This window comes from Caballeronia sp. BCC1704, assembly GCF_902833455.1.
Taxonomy (GTDB): Bacteria; Pseudomonadota; Gammaproteobacteria; order Burkholderiales; family Burkholderiaceae; genus Caballeronia.
Map to the genome: position 1 here is coordinate 149,871 of NZ_CADFFT010000004.1, position 15,572 is coordinate 165,442.

A 15,572-nucleotide genomic window follows, 5' to 3' on the forward strand; every position below is an offset into this window, starting at 1 on the left:
GCCGTCGGGTTCTTTGTGTCCGGGCAGTTGCGCGTGTCAGCGGTCCGCGCGTTCAGAGCGCGCGGCTGCTTGATTTGCTCGATCTGCGCGATAGCGGCGCGCTCGCCGGTGCCGCGCCGTGCCTGAGCAGGACCGGCGCGAGTTCGCCTGCCACGCGCATGCTCGATACAACGACCGTTCGCACGCCGCTGTCTTGCGTGAGCGCGCGCAGCGTTTCGCGCGTCGTCGCGCGCGCCTCGATGCGCGGTTCGATCACGATGAATCCTCGGCAGTGCGCCGCCAGCGCCCCGCGATGCGTGCGCAGCCACGCGGCGCGCAGAGCGAAGTCGTCGGGCGTTTCGTCGTCGCTGTGTTCCGCGACGACGACGAACGGCGTTGCGAGCGCGAGCAGCCGGCGCATCTGCGCGGACCACCCGAACGCATAGCCGGGCTTCATCGCCCGGCGTCGCACGCGTACGAGCGGGAAGCGGCTTGCGTCGAGCATGCGGGTGTCGAGGGCGTTGGGAGTATGGTCGGCGGCGATCACAGCGGCTTCGGGCTCCATTCGTTCAGGGCGGCGACGAGACTCGCCCAGCGGGAGCGGCGCGGCACGATGCGCTTCTTTCGCGCAGCGCGCGGCGGTGGGCATTCGACGCTCGCGGACGACAGCGCGGCGGGCGCTTCGGCCCAGGCGCGGCGGGTTGTTTCGAGAACTTTGGCGGCGTTCGCTGCGATGGCGCAGGCTGCTAGTGCATCGCGCGGTTCGGCGTGCGTTACGCCGTCGGGCTTCGGATCGTTGGTCACGTCGGGCCTCCAGTCGTGTATCCACGATGTATGACTCGATTGTATTGAGAATCATTCTCAATAACAAGCGGGATGTGCCAACCGCCTCAACCGCCTCACCCAGCCCGCATCAAAAACCGCGACAACACCCCCGACGAGTACATCCCCGCAATCGCCGTCAGAAATCCGGCGAAGGACGCCGGCGCGGCGGCATCGGCCGTATCGGAAATGGTGCGGACAACGGCGCACGGCACGCCGTGCTCGTAGCAGACCTGGGCGAGCGCCGCGCCTTCCATCTCGACCGCGAGCGCATCCGGCAGCGCAGCGCGCAACGCGCTCACCGCCTCGTGGCTCGCGATGAACTTGTCGCCGCTCACCACCAGCCCGCGATGCACGCGCGGCCGCATGACGGCGAAGCGCTCGGCGAGCGCGCCGCCTTCTGTTTCGATGAACGCGAGCGCCGCAGCGGCGAGCGCGTCCGACAACGCGCTGTCTGCGTCGAAATGCGTGCGCTCGAGCAGCGGCACTTCGTAGCGCGGGAAAAACGGCGACGCGTCCAGATCGTGCTGAAGCAGCGCGTTCGCGACGACGATATCGCCCACACGCACGTCCGCCCGCACGCCGCCCGCGACGCCGGTGAAAAGGATCGCATCGACGCCGAAGACATGGATGAGCGCGCTCGCCGTCGCGGCCGCGGCGACCTTGCCGATGCGCGCAAGCGTCACGACCACAGGCACGCCGTGCGCCTCGCCGACGTGATATTCGCGCTTGCCGAGCGTCACCGTGCGCACGTCGCCCGCGTCCCGCATGTGCGTGATCAGGTCGCCCAGTTCCTGCGGCAGCGCCGCCATGATCGCGAGCCGCTTCATTCGACGGCCTGTAGCTTGGCCACGGCCAGCGCCAGCCACTTCTCGCCGTGCCGCTTGAAGCGCACCTGCGCGCGGGCATCGCCGCCAGAACCTTCGAGCGCGGTCACGGTGCCCTCGCCGAACTTCGTGTGAAAGACGGCCTGCCCGACCTTGAAGCCGGTATCGGCCGCGCGCTGTTCGTTCGCGAACGACGGCAGCGCCGGACTCGGCGTCGATGGTCCGCCGCGTTCCTGTCCCGGCCGCGCGAACCAGTCGCGGCCCCAGCCGGCGTTGTCGGCGCGTCCGCCCCAGCGCGCGCCCGCTTCAACTTTCGGCGTGAGCCATTTGAGCGAGCCTTCCGGCAGTTCGTCGAAAAAGCGAGAGCGGATGTTGTAGCGCGTCTGGCCGTGAAGCATGCGGCTCTGCGCGAACGACAGATACAGCCGCTCCTTCGCCCGCGTGATCGCGACATACGCGAGCCGCCGCTCTTCTTCGAGCCCGTCGGATTCCTGCGCGCTGTTTTCGTGCGGGAAGAGCCCTTCTTCGAGCCCGGTGATGAACACCGCCGTGAACTCCAGTCCCTTCGCCGCGTGGACCGTCATCAACTGCACGGCGTCCTGTCCGGCTTGCGCCTGGTTGTCGCCCGCTTCGAGCGATGCATGCGACAGGAAGCCCGCGAGCGGCGTCATGGTGTCCGGATTCTGCGCGGGATCGGCGATGCCGGGCGCGTCCAACACTTCGATCTCGCCGTCCTCGCTCACCGCCTTGATCTCCTGCGCGGCCGTGGCGCCGGGGCGCAGCGGAATGGAGCGCGCGGGCGTATCCAGCCCGTAGCCTTCTTCGCTCACGAACGCCGCCGCTGCGTTCACCAGTTCCTGCAAGTTTTCGAGCCGGTCCTGCCCTTCCCGCTCGGTCTCGTAGAACGCGGCGAGTCCGCTTGCGCGCACGACGTATTCGACCGTTTCCGGCAGGCTCATCTGCTGCGTTTCGGCGCGCATCTTCGCGATGAGCGTCGCGAACGCGCCGAGGCTCGATCCCGCCTTGCCGGTCACGTAAGGCACGGCGGCGGCCATCGAACAGTTGTAGAGCCGCGCGGCGTCAGCCAGTTGCTCGATGGAACGCGCACCGATGCCGCGCGTCGGGAAATTGACGACGCGGGCAAACGCGGTGTCGTCGTTCGGGTTGTCGATTAGCCGCAGATACGCGAGCGCGTGCTTGATTTCCTGACGCTCGAAGAACCGCAAGCCGCCATACACGCGATACGCAATGCCCGCGTTCACCAGCGTATGTTCGATGGTGCGCGACTGCGCGTTGCTTCGATACAGCACCGCGATCTCGCCGCGCGCGAGGCCCGTGTTGATGAGCGCCTTGATTTCCTCGACGATCCAGCCCGCTTCCTGCGAATCGGTCGCGGCCTCATAAACGCGCACCGGCTCGCCGTGCCCCGCGTCCGTGCGCAGGTTCTTGCCGAGCCGCCGCGCGTTGTTCGCGATCAGATAGTTCGCCGTATCGAGAATATGGCCGTGCGAGCGGTAGTTCTGCTCCAGCTTGATGAGATTGCGCACGCGGAACTCGCGCTCGAAATCGTGCATGTTGCCGACGTTCGCGCCGCGAAACGCGTAGATGGACTGATCGTCGTCGCCCACGGCGAAGATCGCGTTGTGCTCGCCCGCTAACTGCTTCAGCCACGCATATTGCAGCTTGTTGGTGTCCTGAAACTCGTCGACGAGAATGTTGCGAAAGCGCGCCTGATAATGCGCGCGCAGCGGCGGATTGTGCGCAAGCAGCTCGTAACAGCGCAGCAGCAGCTCCGGAAAATCGACGACGCCTTCGCGCTGGCATTGCTGGTCGTAAGCCTCGTACAGCTCGACGAACTTGCGATTGAAGTTGTCGGTCGCATCGACGTCCTTCGGACGCAGCCCTTGTTCCTTCGCGTTGTTGATGAAGTACTGGAGATTCTTCGCCGGATACTTCTCGTCGTCGACGTTCAGGCCCTTCATGAGCCGCTTGATCGCGGAAAGCTGGTCCGCCGTATCGAGAATCTGGAACGACTGCGGCAGGCCCGCGTCGCGGTAATGCGCGCGCAACATGCGGTTGCACAGGCCGTGAAACGTGCCGATCCACATGCCGCGCGTGTCGATAGGCAGAAGCGCCGACAGGCGCGACATCATCTCGCGGGCCGCCTTGTTCGTAAACGTGACGGCGAGGATGGTCTGCGGCGATGCGTAACCCTGCTGAATGAGCCACGCAATGCGGGTGATGAGCACGCGCGTCTTGCCGCTGCCCGCGCCCGCGAGGATCAGCGCGGGCTCGTTCGGCAGCGTCACGGCGGCGAGCTGTTCGGGATTGAGGTTGGCGAGTAAATCGGGCATGGGAAAGTGAGCGGCGGCAAGCGCACCGAAGGAGCTGGCAAGGAGTCGCCAGCGAGCCGACCATTATAAGACCGCGCCGATGGCGTCGCCCGGCGAGCCATTCGCGGCCGCGGACCGGCCGCGCCCGGATTCGTCCGATTGCGCGGTCCAAACCTTATAATCGGTGATTACCCCGCATCTTTTCACGCATTTTTCGGCAGATTTCACGATGAGCGACAGCACGCTTGCGAAGAGTTTCGAGCCCCAGAACATCGAGTCCCAGTGGGGCCCGGAATGGGAAGAACGCGGCTATTCCGCGCCGACCTTCAAGGAAGGTGCCAAGAACTTCTCCATTCAACTGCCGCCGCCGAACGTCACCGGCACGCTGCACATGGGGCACGCGTTCAACCAGACCATCATGGATGGCCTCACGCGCTATCACCGCATGCTCGGCGAGAACACGCTGTGGGTGCCGGGCACGGACCACGCGGGCATCGCGACGCAGATCGTCGTGGAACGACAGCTCGATGCGCAAGGCATCTCGCGTCACGATCTGGGCCGGGAGGAATTCCTGAAGCGCGTGTGGGCGTGGAAGCAGGAATCCGGCTCGACCATCACGCGGCAGGTGCGCAGGCTCGGCGCGTCGATCGACTGGTCGCGCGAATACTTCACGATGGACGACAAGATGTCCGCCGCCGTGCGCGACGTGTTCGTCACGCTCTACAAGCAAGGGCTCATCTATCGCGGCAAGCGGCTCGTGAACTGGGACCCGGTGTTGGGTACTGCCGTGTCCGATCTCGAAGTCGTGAGCGAAGAAGAAAACGGCAGCCTCTGGCACATCAAGTATCCGCTGCCGGACGGCTCGGGGCATCTGACGGTGGCGACGACGCGCCCCGAAACCATGCTCGGCGACGTCGCCGTGATGGTGCATCCGGAAGACGAGCGTTATGCGCATCTCATCGGCAAGACGGTGGTGCTGCCGCTGTGCGACCGCGAGATTCCCGTGATCGCGGACGACTACGTGGACCGCGAGTTCGGCACCGGCGTCGTGAAGGTCACGCCCGCGCACGACTTCAACGACTACGCGGTCGGCCAGCGCCACAAGCTGCCGCAAATCGAGATTCTCACGCTCGACGCGAAGATCAACGACAACGCCCCCGAGAAATATCGCGGCATGGACCGGTTCGAGGCGCGCAAGCAGGTCGTCGCCGATCTCGAAGCGCTGGGTCTGCTCGATTCCGTCAAGCCGCACAAGCTGATGGTGCCCCGCGGCGACCGCACGGGCGTCGTCATCGAGCCGATGCTGACCGACCAATGGTTCGTCGCGATGAGCAAGCCCGCGCCCGAAGGCACGTTCAATCCGGGCAAGTCGATCGCCGAAACCGCACTCGACGTGGTGCGCAATGGCGAGATCAAGTTCGTGCCGGAGAACTGGACCACGACTTACTATCAGTGGCTCGAGAACATCCAGGACTGGTGCATCTCGCGTCAGTTGTGGTGGGGGCATCAGATTCCCGCGTGGTACGGCGAGAATGGCGAAATCTTCGTCGCGAAGAGCGAAGAGGAAGCGCGCGCCGACGCCGAACGCCAGGGCTACACCGGCACACTCAAGCGCGACGACGACGTGCTCGACACGTGGTTCTCCTCCGCGCTCGTGCCCTTCTCGTCGCTCGGCTGGCCGAACGAGACGAAGGAACTGAAGGCGTTTCTGCCTTCGTCGGTGCTCGTGACGGGCTTCGACATCATCTTCTTCTGGGTCGCCCGGATGGTGATGATGACCACGCATTTCACCGGCAAGGTGCCCTTCGAAACCGTTTATGTGCACGGCCTCGTGCGCGACGCGGAAGGCCAGAAGATGTCGAAGAGCAAGGGCAATACGCTCGATCCGATCGACATCGTGGATGGCATCGACCTCGAAACGCTCGTCGCCAAGCGCACGAGCGGCCTCATGAATCCGAAGCAGGCCGCGCAGATCGAGAAGAAGACGCGCAAGGAATTTCCCGACGGCATTCCGGCGTTCGGCACGGATGCGCTGCGCTTCACGATGGCGTCGATGGCCACGCTCGGTCGCAACGTGAATTTTGATCTGGCACGCTGCGAAGGGTATCGCAACTTCTGCAACAAGCTGTGGAACGCCACGCGTTTCGTCTTGATGAATTGCGAAGGCCACGATTGCGGTTTTGCGAACGTGGCCGGCTGCAAGCCCGGCGACTGCGGGCCCGGCGGCTATACCGACTTCTCGCAGGCGGACCGCTGGATCGTGTCGCTGCTTCAGCGCGTGGAAGCAGAAGTCGAGAAGGGCTTCGCGGACTATCGCTTCGACAATGTCGCAAGCGCAATTTACAAGTTCGTGTGGGACGAGTACTGCGACTGGTACCTCGAACTCGCGAAGGTGCAGATTCAGAACGGCACGCCCGAGCAGCAGCGCGCCACGCGCCGCACGCTCTTGCGCGTGCTGGAAACCGTGCTGCGTTTGGCGCACCCGGTCATTCCGTTCATTACCGAAGCGTTGTGGCAGAAGGTCGCCCCGTTGACGGACGCTTACCCGGCGGGCGCGAAGGAAGGCGAAGCGTCGATCATGACGCAGCCGTATCCGCGCGCCGAGACGAAAAAGCTGGATGAATCCGCTGAACAGTGGGCCGCCGAACTGAAAGCAGTGATCGACGCATGTCGTAATCTGCGTGGCGAGATGAACCTGTCGCCCGCGGTGAAGGTGCCCTTGCTCGCGCACGGCGACGCCGCGCGTCTTTCGTCGTTCGCGCCCTATGTCGCGGCACTCGCGCGTCTCGCGGAAGTGAAGATCATCGACGACGAAGCGGCGCTCGACAAGGAAGCGTCAGGCGCACCGGTCGCCATCGTCGGCGCGCACAAGCTGGTGCTGAAAGTGGAGATCGACGTGGCTGCCGAGCGCGAGCGTTTGACGAAGGAAGTCGAACGTCTTGGCGGCGAGATCGTCAAATGTAACGCGAAGCTGGGCAATGAAAGCTTTGTTGCAAAAGCGCCGGCCGCTGTCGTTGAACAGGAGCGCAAAAGGCTGGCAGAATTCAAGACCACTATCGAGAAGCTTCAGGCGCAATTATTGCGACTGCCCGTGTGATGGGAGTCGTTTTTACGCCCTGTTCAGTCGCTTCACTCGATGTTCTAAATGATTAAGAGGATCAGGGTCATCACATGCTAAAAGTTACCAAAGCGGTTTTTCCCGTTGCGGGTCTCGGCACACGGTTCCTCCCCGCGACCAAGGCTAGCCCGAAGGAAATGCTGCCGGTCGTCGACAAGCCGCTGATTCAGTACGCGGTCGAAGAAGCGATGGCCGCCGGCATCACCGAAATGATCTTCGTCACCGGCCGCAGCAAGCGTGCCATCGAAGATCATTTCGACAAGTCCTATGAGATCGAAGCCGAGCTGGAGGCGCGCGGCAAGGAGAAGCTTCTCGAACTCGTGCGCAGCATCAAGCCGAGCCACGTGGACTGCTTCTATGTGCGGCAGGCCGAGGCGCTCGGTCTCGGCCACGCGGTGTTGTGCGCCGAAAAGCTCGTCGGCGACAATCCGTTCGCCGTGATTCTCGCGGACGACTTGCTGTACGGCAGGCCGCCCGTCATGTCGCAGATGATCGAAGTCTTCGACCACTATCACAGCTCGGTGATCGGCGTCGAAGAGATTCCGCCGCAAGACACGAAGTCGTACGGCATCATCGACGGCAAGGAGTGGGAAGACAACATCGTCAAGCTCTCGGGCATCGTCGAGAAGCCGGAGCCGGCGGTTGCGCCGTCGAACCTGGGCGTGGTCGGCCGCTATGTGCTGAAGCCGCGTATTTTCGATCACATCCGCGCGCTCAAGCCCGGCGCGGGCGGCGAACTGCAACTGACGGATGCGATTCAGTCGCTGCTGTCGGATGAGCAAGTGCTCGCGTACAAGTATCACGGCACGCGTTTCGATTGCGGCAGCAAGCTCGGCTATCTGAAGGCGACGGTCGAATTCGCGCTGCGCCATCCGGAAGTGGCGAAGGACTTCGAAGAATACCTGCGCACGCGTTCGCCGGTTCTCGAAGGCTAAGCGTCAACGTCAACGGCCCTGTACGAAAAAATGCCCGTCACTTGCGTGACGGGCATTTTGCTTTTGCGCTCGAGATTTTCAGCGGCGCCGCATCAAGAAGATAAACGTCTTGTCCTGCGAACTCGACTCGACGATTTCGTTGCCGGTCTGCTTGGCGAACGCGGCGAAATCGCGTTGCGAGCCGGGATCGGTTGCGAGCACTCTTAGAATCTGGCCGCTCGTCATGTCGGCCAGCGCCTTCTTCGCCCGCAGAATCGGCAACGGGCAGTTGAGCCCGCGTGCGTCGACTTCCTTGTGAACTTCCATCGCGATTGAACCTTCCGTGTGCCTGATGGTTCCATTTTAACGCAGCGGTTGGAGATCTACCTGCCGGCCGAGCGTTGCCCTCCTTCGCTTCCCTTGGGAGTTTTCCACTTCACGGCTCCAGTGCGAGCGGATAGATTTTTCAGCTCTCGTTCACCAACCTTCGCAGTCTCTGCGTGCCCGGCGCCTTTCGACCGCGTGCGTCGGCGGAACTGTATAAAATTTTGTACAATGCCCCGATGAGAAAGAAATCCGCTGGGTCGGCTCGTCCTATGACGACATCCTTGAGTTTCCCTCTGCGGCACGGCGCGAAGCAGGCTTCCAACTTGGCCGTCTGCAAGTCGGGCTTGATCCCGAAGACTGGAAGCCCTTCAACGATGTTGGCCCCGGTGTGCGCGAGATCCGCATCAGGGGCACAAGCGGAATCTTTCGCGTTATGTACGTAGCGAAGTTCGAAGAAGCGGTTTTCGTATTGCATTGCTTCCAGAAGAAATCGCAAGCGACATCCACGCACGACAAGGAGATCGCCGCCGCTCGCTATCGGGCGATCGTTCGGGAAAGAAAGGCACGAACATGAACAAGGTTGACACGAAAGTCCGACACGTGACCAAGCGAGGTGCGAACATCTTCGCAGAGCTTGGTTTCGCGCCCGCGGAAGCACGCCGGTATCAAGCCGAGTCACAGGCGCTCATCGGTCAGACGCTCTTGCTTAAAGAGCAACTCATGGACGAGCTGGCGGCCTGGATCGAAGCGCAAGAACTGAAGCAAGCCGACGCCGCCGAGATTCTTCACGTCACGCGGCCACGCGTGTCGGACGTCGTCAACAAGAAGTCGAGCAAGTTCACCATCGACTCGCTCGTGGAAATGCTCGCCCGCATAGGCAAGCCGGTCACGCTGGTCGTCGGCTGACGGCGGTATCAACGCGAACGCGGGCGATGCTTTGTGGGGCGCTCAAAGGTCCACTGGCCTCCCGCTCGCATAGGCTTCCCGCAGCGCGATGCCGATGCGCGTCGCCTCTCGCGCATCGTTCAGCGTGAGACCGGTCGGCGTGCCGTCCTTCAGCAGCGCGACGAACGCCTGCGCCTCGCGCAAGAACGCATCCTCGAAACGCTCGAAGAACGTCGGCGTGCACGCGTTGCGCATGCCGTGCTCATCCGCGATTTCGACGCGGTTCAGCCGCGGATTGCGCCCGACCGACAGCGCCCCCGCCGTGCCGATTACTTCGGTCTGCGTATCATGTCCGTGCGCCATCGTGCGCGAGGCGTAGAACACGGCGAGCCGGCCATCGTCGAATTCGACGACGCCCACGCCGTTGTCGATATCGCCGCATTCGTGCAAGCCCTCGTGTATCGCGATCGTGCCGCTCGCGAACACGCGTTTCGCACGCGGATTGCCGAGCATCCAGCGCGCGAGGTCGATGTCGTGCACGCTGCAATCGAGAAAGAGTCCGCCCGAAGTCGGCGCGAAGCGCACGAAGAAACCATCGGGGTCGTTCTTGTCGCAGGTCTGCGAGCGCACCATGAACGGCCGGCCGATCGCGCCCTTCCCGACTTGCTCGAACGCATCGCGATAACTCGCGTCGAAGCGGCGCACGAAGCCGATCATCACGTGCAATTGCGGATGCCGTGCGTGGGCTTCGATCACGCGGTCGCATTCGGCGAGATCGAGCGAGAGCGGCTTTTCGCAGAAGACGTGCTTGCCCGCCTCCAGCGCGGCGATGATCTGCCGCGCGTGCAGCGATGTGGGCGTGACGAGCCACACTGCATCGACCGATGCGTCGGCAAGCAGCGCGTCGTAGTCCGCGTAGAGCGCAAGCTCCGGCAAGCGTTCGCGCGCCCACGCGCGTTCCTCGTCGACGGGACTGCACGCGGCAACGAGCTTCGCGCTCGGCACATGCCACGCGAGGTTCTCCGCGTGGCGCCGGCCCAGCCGGCCGAGCCCGACAATTCCTACGCGCACCACGCTCACCACGCGCACCGCGCTCACGCTTGTTGCTCCGCAAGCCGCACGATGCGCTTCTCGCGCCACGAAAGCGTCGCGGCTTCGGCCAGTTCCAGCGCCTTCAGGCCATCGGCGACCGTCGTGCGGACCGGCTTGCCGTGATTGACGGCATCGAAGAAATGCGCGATCTCCAGCGCATACGCCGCGCGGTAACGTTCGAGAAAGAACGCTTCCGGCACGTCCGACGAGACGGCCGTCTTCGAATACGCGGTCACTTCGGTCGGCCGCACATTGCCCGCCTGAAGCATGCCGGCGCTGCCGAGCAATTCGAACCGCTGATCGTAGCCATACGCCGCGCGCCGCGCCGTGTTGATCTGGCACAGCCGGCCGCGCTTCGTGCGGATCGTGACCGCGGTCGAATCGATATCGCCGGCATCCGCGATAGCCGGATCGGAGAGGCAACTGCCGGTCGCGTGCAGCGTCTCGGCTTCGTCATCGAGCATCCAGCGGAAGATGTCGAAGTCGTGGATCAGCATGTCCTTGAAGATGCCGCCCGAATGCTTGATGTATTCGACCGGCGGCGCGCCCGGATCGCGGCTCGTGACGATCAGCATTTCCGGATCGCCGATCTCGCCGGCATCGACGCGGGCTTTCAGCGCCGAGAACGTCGGATCGAAGCGCCGTTGGAAGCCGATCATGCATACGACGCCCGCGCGTTGAACGGCATCGGCGCAGGCGCGCGCGCGTTCGAGCGTCAGGTCCACCGGCTTCTCGCAGAATACGTGCTTGCCTTGTGAGGCCGACTGCATGATGAGGTCCGCGTGCGTGTCCGTGCTCGAACACACGACGGTCGCGCCGATCGTCGCATCGCCCATTGCGCCGTCGATATCGGCTACTTGCGCGCCGTGCTGTTCCGCAAGCGCGGCCGCCGCGTCACGGTTCACATCGACGACATACTTCAGCCGCACGCCCGGCTGCCGCGCCAGATTCGCCGCGTGAATCTTGCCGATGCGCCCCGCTCCAAACACCGCCACGTCAATCGTCATAACCGCCTGTCTCCCTGGATTCTTCGACGTTCAATTCGAGCCGGTACGCGAGCGCGATGAAAAGCGCCTGGCACAGGCAGATGGTGCTCGTTAGCGAGCGAAACGCAAACGCGCTGCCCTCCTTCACGAGCAGACTCGCGCTCGCATGACGCGCGAGCGGCGAAAGCTGGCTATCGGTGATGACGAGCGTTGCCGCGCCGTGATGCTGCGCCGCGCGCACACAATACTGCGTCTCCTTGCCGTACGGCGCGAAGCTGATCGCGATGAGCACGTCGCCCTTCTTCACGCTGCGGATCTGTTCGCGGAACATGCCGCCGACGCCCGAGATCAGATGCACGCGCTTCTTCGTATGGCCGAGCGCATAGACGATGTAGCTCGCCACCGCGAACGAGCGGCGCACGCCGATCACGTAGATGTTCTCCGCCTTCTCGAGCATCTCGACGGCGGCTTCGAACTGCGCGTCGTCGAGGCCGGCTTCGAGTTCGTCCAGACCCGCGCGGCTCGCCGCGATGAATTCGCGCGCCACGGAAACGCCCGAAGCGACGCCGGCCTTCTCGTCGATCAGCTTGCGAATGCGCTGCTGATAGCTCTGCGCCGTGCTGCCGCCCGCGTATGCCTGCCGGAACACCGCCTGAAGGTCGGAGAAGCCGGAGAAGCCGAAACGCTGCGCGAAACGCACGACCGCGGACGGATGCACGCCGCACGACGCGGCGATATCGCTCGTGCGGTCCATCATCACGCTCTGCCGATGCTGCTCGATATACGACGCCACGCTCTTCAGCTGGCGCGGCAGCGAATCGTACGCATCGGTGATCCGCTGCATCAGGTCGTCGACAGAAAGGACGTCGGTACTGGTTTCATCCTGCATGGAAAGCCCGGTTCGTCGGCGCCCGAAAGCGAGCGCCGGTGCAGCCGATTATAGAAAGCCCGCGCGCGATTTGGAAAGCATTTTCCATTTGTCGCACCGTTGAAATATCTATTGCAGACCGCCGAAAACTGACCTACTCTTGCTCGTGAGCATGGTGAGAGCGGCTCGTCGCCCTCGAACGGCTCGCCAAAAGATCACACCAGACAACAACCGAGATAGGTGGAGACAATGACCCTTTGCAACGGTCGGGCCGCGCTGCGCGCGCTGGCGGCTGCTGCTGCGCTGTGCAGCGCCGCGTTGTTCACGACGTCCCCCGCTCACGCGGCGCCGGACGCCAGATTCGTGCTCATCAGCCACGCGCCGGACTCGGACTCGTGGTGGAACACCATCAAGAACGCGATCAAACAGGCGGACGAAGACTTCAACGTCCAGACCGACTATCGCAATCCGCCCAACGGCGACATCGCCGACATGGCGCGTCTCATCGAACAGGCCGCCGCGCGCAATTACGACGGCGTGATCACGACGATCGCGGACTTCGACGTGCTGAAGAGCGCGCTCAACAAGGTGACGGCCAAGAAGATCCCGCTCGTCACGATCAACTCGGGCACCGAGGAACAAAGCGCGCAACTCGGCGCGATCATGCACATCGGTCAGCCGGAATACGTGGCGGGTAAAGCGGCCGGCGAGAAGGCGAAAGCGGCCGGCGTGAAGTCGTTTCTGTGCGTGAACCATATCGCGACGAACACGGTGTCGTTCGACCGTTGCCGCGGTTTCGCCGATGCCATCGGTGTGGACTACAAGGCGTCCACGGTCGACTCGGGACAGGACCCGACCGAGATCCAGTCGAAGGTCTCGGCGTTCCTGCGCAATCATCCGGACACGCAGGCGATTCTCACGCTCGGACCGACGCCCGCTTCCGCGACGCTCAAGGCCGTGACGCAAATGGGCCTGCAAAACAAGGTCTATTTCGTGACCTTCGACTTCTCCGACGACATCGCGAAGGCGATCAAGGACGGCACGATCAAGTTCGCCATCGACCAGCAACCGTACTTGCAGGGCTACATTCCGGTCGCGGTGCTCGCCATCGTGAAGAAGGAACACACCACCGATCCGGCGAAGATCCGTCAGCTTCTCGAAGCGAACCCGAAGTTCAAGGCGCGCCTCGAAACCTACGGCTTGCAGCCGTCGTACGGGCCGAAGAACATTCGCTCGGGCCCGGGCTTCATCACTAAAGACAATCTCGACAAGGTCGTGAAGTACGCCGGGCAGTATCGCTGATGCGCGGCTGACCTTCTTCGGGCGGCGCGTCACGCGAGCCGCCGCCCGCGTTTCTCAGACATCGACATGCTGCTGCGTCCGTTCGCGGACGCGGCAGGACCGCACGCATCCGTACCGCATTTGTGATCGTTTCAAGGAGCCATCATGGGCGTAGCCGGCAAGCACTATCCTCCACACGCGAATCCTCAGCACGACAGCGCCGACGCTGCGACCGACAAGGACAGGTCATCGGACGAGCGGGTGCGCCGACAGTCGTGGTTCGGGCATCTGCTCAACCGTCCGGAATTCGCCGCGATATCGGGCACGGTGCTGGTATTCATCGTATTCGGCTTCGGCGCGGGCTCGTCGGGCATGTTCAACCTCGACGGCGTGATGAACTGGTCGCAAGTGGCCGCCTACCTCGGGCTGCTCGCGGTCGGCGCGTGCCTTTTGATGATCGCGGGCGAATTCGACTTGTCCATCGGCTCGATGATCGGCTTCGCCGGCATGATGGTCGCGCTGCCCTCGGTCTATTTTCACTGGCCGATTTCCGTCTCGATTCTCTTCGCATTCGCTGCGTCCATGCTGCTCGGCGCGCTCAACGGCTATCTCGTGATGCGCACGCGCCTGCCGTCATTCATCGTCACGCTCGCGTTTCTGTTCATTCTGCGCGGCCTGACGCTCGCCCTCTCGATCATGTTCGCGGACCGCACGATCATCTCCGGCGTCGGCGATCTCGCGCAGAAAGACTGGGTCGCCGATACGCTCTTTCATGGCGTAGCGCTGCACGGCTTCTTCACGTGGCTCGCGCATCTGGGCATCGGCAAGCTGCTCGATAGCGGCGAGCCGCTCGTGCCCGGCATCCCGAAGGTCATCATCTGGTGGCTCGTGCTCGCGGCGATCGGCGCGTTCGTGCTCGCGAAAACGCGCTACGGCAACTGGATTCTCGCGGTCGGCGGCGATGCGAACGCCGCGAAAAACGTCGGCGTGCCGGTGAAGCGCGTGAAGATTTCGCTCTTCGTGCTGACTGCGTTCTGCTCGTGCCTCTTCGCCGTGCTGCAAGTGTGCGATATCGGCTCGGCGGCGGCGGATCGCGGCTTGCAGAAGGAATTCGAAGCGATCATCGCGGCGGTCATCGGTGGCACGTTGCTCACAGGCGGTTACGGCTCGGTCGTCGGCGCATGTTTCGGAGCACTGATCTTCGGCGTCGTGCAGATCGGCATCACCTACACGAACGTGAGCTCCGACTGGTTCCGCGTGTTTCTCGGCGTGATGCTGTTGATCGCCGTGCTCTTCAATCACTACGTGCGCCGCCGCGTGTCGCAGGCGCAATGAGGACGACCGCCATGAACGACGACAACATTCTCGCGCTGGAAAACGTCAGCAAGTTCTTCGGCAAGGTGATCGCGCTCAACGGCGTCACGTTGCGGCTCAAACGCGGCGAAGTGCACTGTCTGCTCGGCGATAACGGCGCGGGCAAGTCCACGCTCATCAAGACGCTGGCAGGCGTGCACGCGCCTTCTGCTGGCCAGTATCTGGTCGATGGCAAGCCCGTGCATTTTCAATCGCCGAAGGAAGCGCTCGACCTCGGCATCGCGACGGTGTATCAGGACCTCGCGCTCGTGCCGCTGCTGTCGGTCGCGCGCAACTTCTTCATGGGCCGCGAGCCGCAGAAGAAGCGTTTCGGTCTTTTCAGCGTGATGGACCTCGATCTCGCCGCCGAAACGTCGCGTGCCAAGCTCGCGGAAATGGGCATCAACGTGCGCGATGCGCATCAGCCTATCGGCACCATGTCCGGCGGCGAGAAGCAATGTCTCGCGATTGCGCGCGCCATTCACTTCGGCGCGCGCGTGCTGATTCTGGACGAACCGACCGCCGCGCTCGGCGTGAAGCAGAGCTTCAATGTGCTCAAGCTCATTCACAAGGCGCGCGCGAAAGGCATCTCCGTGATCTTCATCACGCATAACGTGCACCACGCGTATCCGATCGGCGATTCCTTCACGCTGCTCAACCGCGGCCGTTCGATGGGCACCTTCACGAAGGACACCATCACGAAGAACGAAGTGCTCGACATGATGGCGGGCGGCGCGGAAATGCAGAAGATGATCGGCGAGCTCGAAGGCGCGACCATCTGATACCA

At 63.4% G+C, this 15,572-nt stretch carries 15 protein-coding genes; 7 read left to right on the top strand and 8 right to left on the bottom strand.

The features are described 5' to 3' along the window. Nucleotides 1-52 precede the first annotated feature (52 nt). The 4 genes from HWX53_RS20410 to HWX53_RS20425 form a co-directional block, all read right to left on the bottom strand. Nucleotides 53-484, bottom strand: a complete 432-nt coding sequence (locus HWX53_RS20410) for a hypothetical protein (RefSeq protein WP_244140207.1) — start codon at nt 482-484, stop codon at nt 53-55. Between the two features lie 38 nt (nt 485-522). Continuing rightward, complete coding sequence (locus HWX53_RS20415) at nt 523-783, bottom strand: hypothetical protein (protein ID WP_175944301.1); 261 nt, start codon at nt 781-783, stop codon at nt 523-525. 95 nt (nt 784-878) lie between these two features. After that, complete coding sequence (locus HWX53_RS20420; RefSeq protein WP_175944303.1) at nt 879-1,631, bottom strand: 5'-methylthioadenosine/adenosylhomocysteine nucleosidase; 753 nt, start codon at nt 1,629-1,631, stop codon at nt 879-881. After that, complete coding sequence (locus HWX53_RS20425) at nt 1,628-3,982, bottom strand: UvrD-helicase domain-containing protein (protein WP_175944305.1); 2,355 nt, start codon at nt 3,980-3,982, stop codon at nt 1,628-1,630. Before HWX53_RS20425 ends, HWX53_RS20420 begins: the two co-directional genes overlap by 4 nt. A gap of 208 nt (nt 3,983-4,190) precedes the next feature. On the opposite strand from HWX53_RS20425, the gene HWX53_RS20430 reads away from it, so the two are divergent. Further along, on the top strand, nt 4,191-7,058 hold the full coding sequence (locus HWX53_RS20430; RefSeq protein ID WP_175944307.1) for a valine--tRNA ligase: 2,868 nt from the start codon (nt 4,191-4,193) through the stop codon (nt 7,056-7,058). 74 nt (nt 7,059-7,132) lie between these two features. Further along, nucleotides 7,133-8,014 (top strand): UTP--glucose-1-phosphate uridylyltransferase GalU, encoded by an 882-nt coding sequence (galU, locus tag HWX53_RS20435; protein ID WP_175944309.1) that lies wholly within the window; start codon nt 7,133-7,135, stop codon nt 8,012-8,014. A gap of 78 nt (nt 8,015-8,092) precedes the next feature. On the opposite strand, the gene HWX53_RS20440 is transcribed toward galU, so the two are convergent. After that, on the bottom strand, nt 8,093-8,320 hold the full coding sequence (locus HWX53_RS20440; RefSeq protein ID WP_175944311.1) for a sulfurtransferase TusA family protein: 228 nt from the start codon (nt 8,318-8,320) through the stop codon (nt 8,093-8,095). A gap of 247 nt (nt 8,321-8,567) precedes the next feature. On the opposite strand from HWX53_RS20440, the gene HWX53_RS20445 reads away from it, so the two are divergent. Both HWX53_RS20445 and HWX53_RS20450 read left to right on the top strand, forming a co-directional pair. Continuing rightward, nucleotides 8,568-8,894 carry a type II toxin-antitoxin system RelE/ParE family toxin gene (locus HWX53_RS20445; protein ID WP_175945230.1) on the top strand — a complete coding sequence of 109 codons (327 nt, stop codon included), beginning with the start codon at nt 8,568-8,570 and terminating at the stop codon, nt 8,892-8,894. Continuing rightward, nucleotides 8,891-9,226 carry an XRE family transcriptional regulator gene (locus HWX53_RS20450; protein ID WP_175944313.1) on the top strand — a complete coding sequence of 112 codons (336 nt, stop codon included), beginning with the start codon at nt 8,891-8,893 and terminating at the stop codon, nt 9,224-9,226. Before HWX53_RS20445 ends, HWX53_RS20450 begins: the two co-directional genes overlap by 4 nt. A 42-nt stretch (nt 9,227-9,268) precedes the next feature. Here the strand turns inward: HWX53_RS20450 and HWX53_RS20455 are convergent, their stop codons facing one another. From HWX53_RS20455 to HWX53_RS20465, 3 genes are read right to left on the bottom strand one after another with little or no spacing between them, the layout of a single operon-like run. Beyond that, nucleotides 9,269-10,285, bottom strand: coding sequence for a Gfo/Idh/MocA family oxidoreductase (locus HWX53_RS20455; RefSeq protein ID WP_175945232.1), 1,017 nt, complete (start codon nt 10,283-10,285; stop codon nt 9,269-9,271). Between the two features lie 14 nt (nt 10,286-10,299). Continuing rightward, nucleotides 10,300-11,304, bottom strand: a complete 1,005-nt coding sequence (iolG, locus tag HWX53_RS20460; protein WP_175944315.1) for an inositol 2-dehydrogenase — start codon at nt 11,302-11,304, stop codon at nt 10,300-10,302. After that, entirely contained in the window at nt 11,294-12,172 is an 879-nt protein-coding gene (locus HWX53_RS20465) for a MurR/RpiR family transcriptional regulator (RefSeq protein ID WP_175944317.1), read from the bottom strand. Before HWX53_RS20465 ends, iolG begins: the two co-directional genes overlap by 11 nt. A gap of 228 nt (nt 12,173-12,400) precedes the next feature. Between HWX53_RS20465 and HWX53_RS20470 the strand changes: the two genes are divergently transcribed. The 3 genes from HWX53_RS20470 (at nt 12,401) to HWX53_RS20480 (ending at nt 15,567) form a co-directional block, all read left to right on the top strand. Continuing rightward, nucleotides 12,401-13,453 carry a sugar ABC transporter substrate-binding protein gene (locus HWX53_RS20470; RefSeq protein WP_175944318.1) on the top strand — a complete coding sequence of 351 codons (1,053 nt, stop codon included), beginning with the start codon at nt 12,401-12,403 and terminating at the stop codon, nt 13,451-13,453. A 144-nt stretch (nt 13,454-13,597) separates the two neighbouring features. Then, a complete protein-coding gene (locus HWX53_RS20475; RefSeq protein WP_175944320.1) occupies nt 13,598-14,767 on the top strand; it encodes an ABC transporter permease in 1,170 nt (389 codons plus the stop codon). Next, nucleotides 14,764-15,567, top strand: coding sequence for an ATP-binding cassette domain-containing protein (locus tag HWX53_RS20480; protein WP_175944323.1), 804 nt, complete (start codon nt 14,764-14,766; stop codon nt 15,565-15,567). Before HWX53_RS20475 ends, HWX53_RS20480 begins: the two co-directional genes overlap by 4 nt. Nucleotides 15,568-15,572 lie beyond the last annotated feature (5 nt).

Coding starts and splice junctions, on each gene's coding strand:
- HWX53_RS20440 (WP_175944311.1), bottom strand. CDS start 8,320: ATGGAAGTTCACAAGGAAGTCGACGCACGCGGGCTCAACTGCCCGTTG.
- HWX53_RS20420 (WP_175944303.1), bottom strand. CDS start 1,631: ATGAAGCGGCTCGCGATCATGGCGGCGCTGCCGCAGGAACTGGGCGAC.
- HWX53_RS20470 (WP_175944318.1), top strand. CDS start 12,401: ATGACCCTTTGCAACGGTCGGGCCGCGCTGCGCGCGCTGGCGGCTGCT.
- HWX53_RS20430 (WP_175944307.1), top strand. CDS start 4,191: ATGAGCGACAGCACGCTTGCGAAGAGTTTCGAGCCCCAGAACATCGAG.
- HWX53_RS20450 (WP_175944313.1), top strand. CDS start 8,891: ATGAACAAGGTTGACACGAAAGTCCGACACGTGACCAAGCGAGGTGCG.
- HWX53_RS20425 (WP_175944305.1), bottom strand. CDS start 3,982: ATGCCCGATTTACTCGCCAACCTCAATCCCGAACAGCTCGCCGCCGTG.
- HWX53_RS20465 (WP_175944317.1), bottom strand. CDS start 12,172: ATGCAGGATGAAACCAGTACCGACGTCCTTTCTGTCGACGACCTGATG.
- HWX53_RS20475 (WP_175944320.1), top strand. CDS start 13,598: ATGGGCGTAGCCGGCAAGCACTATCCTCCACACGCGAATCCTCAGCAC.
- galU (WP_175944309.1), top strand. CDS start 7,133: ATGCTAAAAGTTACCAAAGCGGTTTTTCCCGTTGCGGGTCTCGGCACA.
- HWX53_RS20410 (WP_244140207.1), bottom strand. CDS start 484: ATGCTCGACGCAAGCCGCTTCCCGCTCGTACGCGTGCGACGCCGGGCG.
- iolG (WP_175944315.1), bottom strand. CDS start 11,304: ATGACGATTGACGTGGCGGTGTTTGGAGCGGGGCGCATCGGCAAGATT.
- HWX53_RS20480 (WP_175944323.1), top strand. CDS start 14,764: ATGAGGACGACCGCCATGAACGACGACAACATTCTCGCGCTGGAAAAC.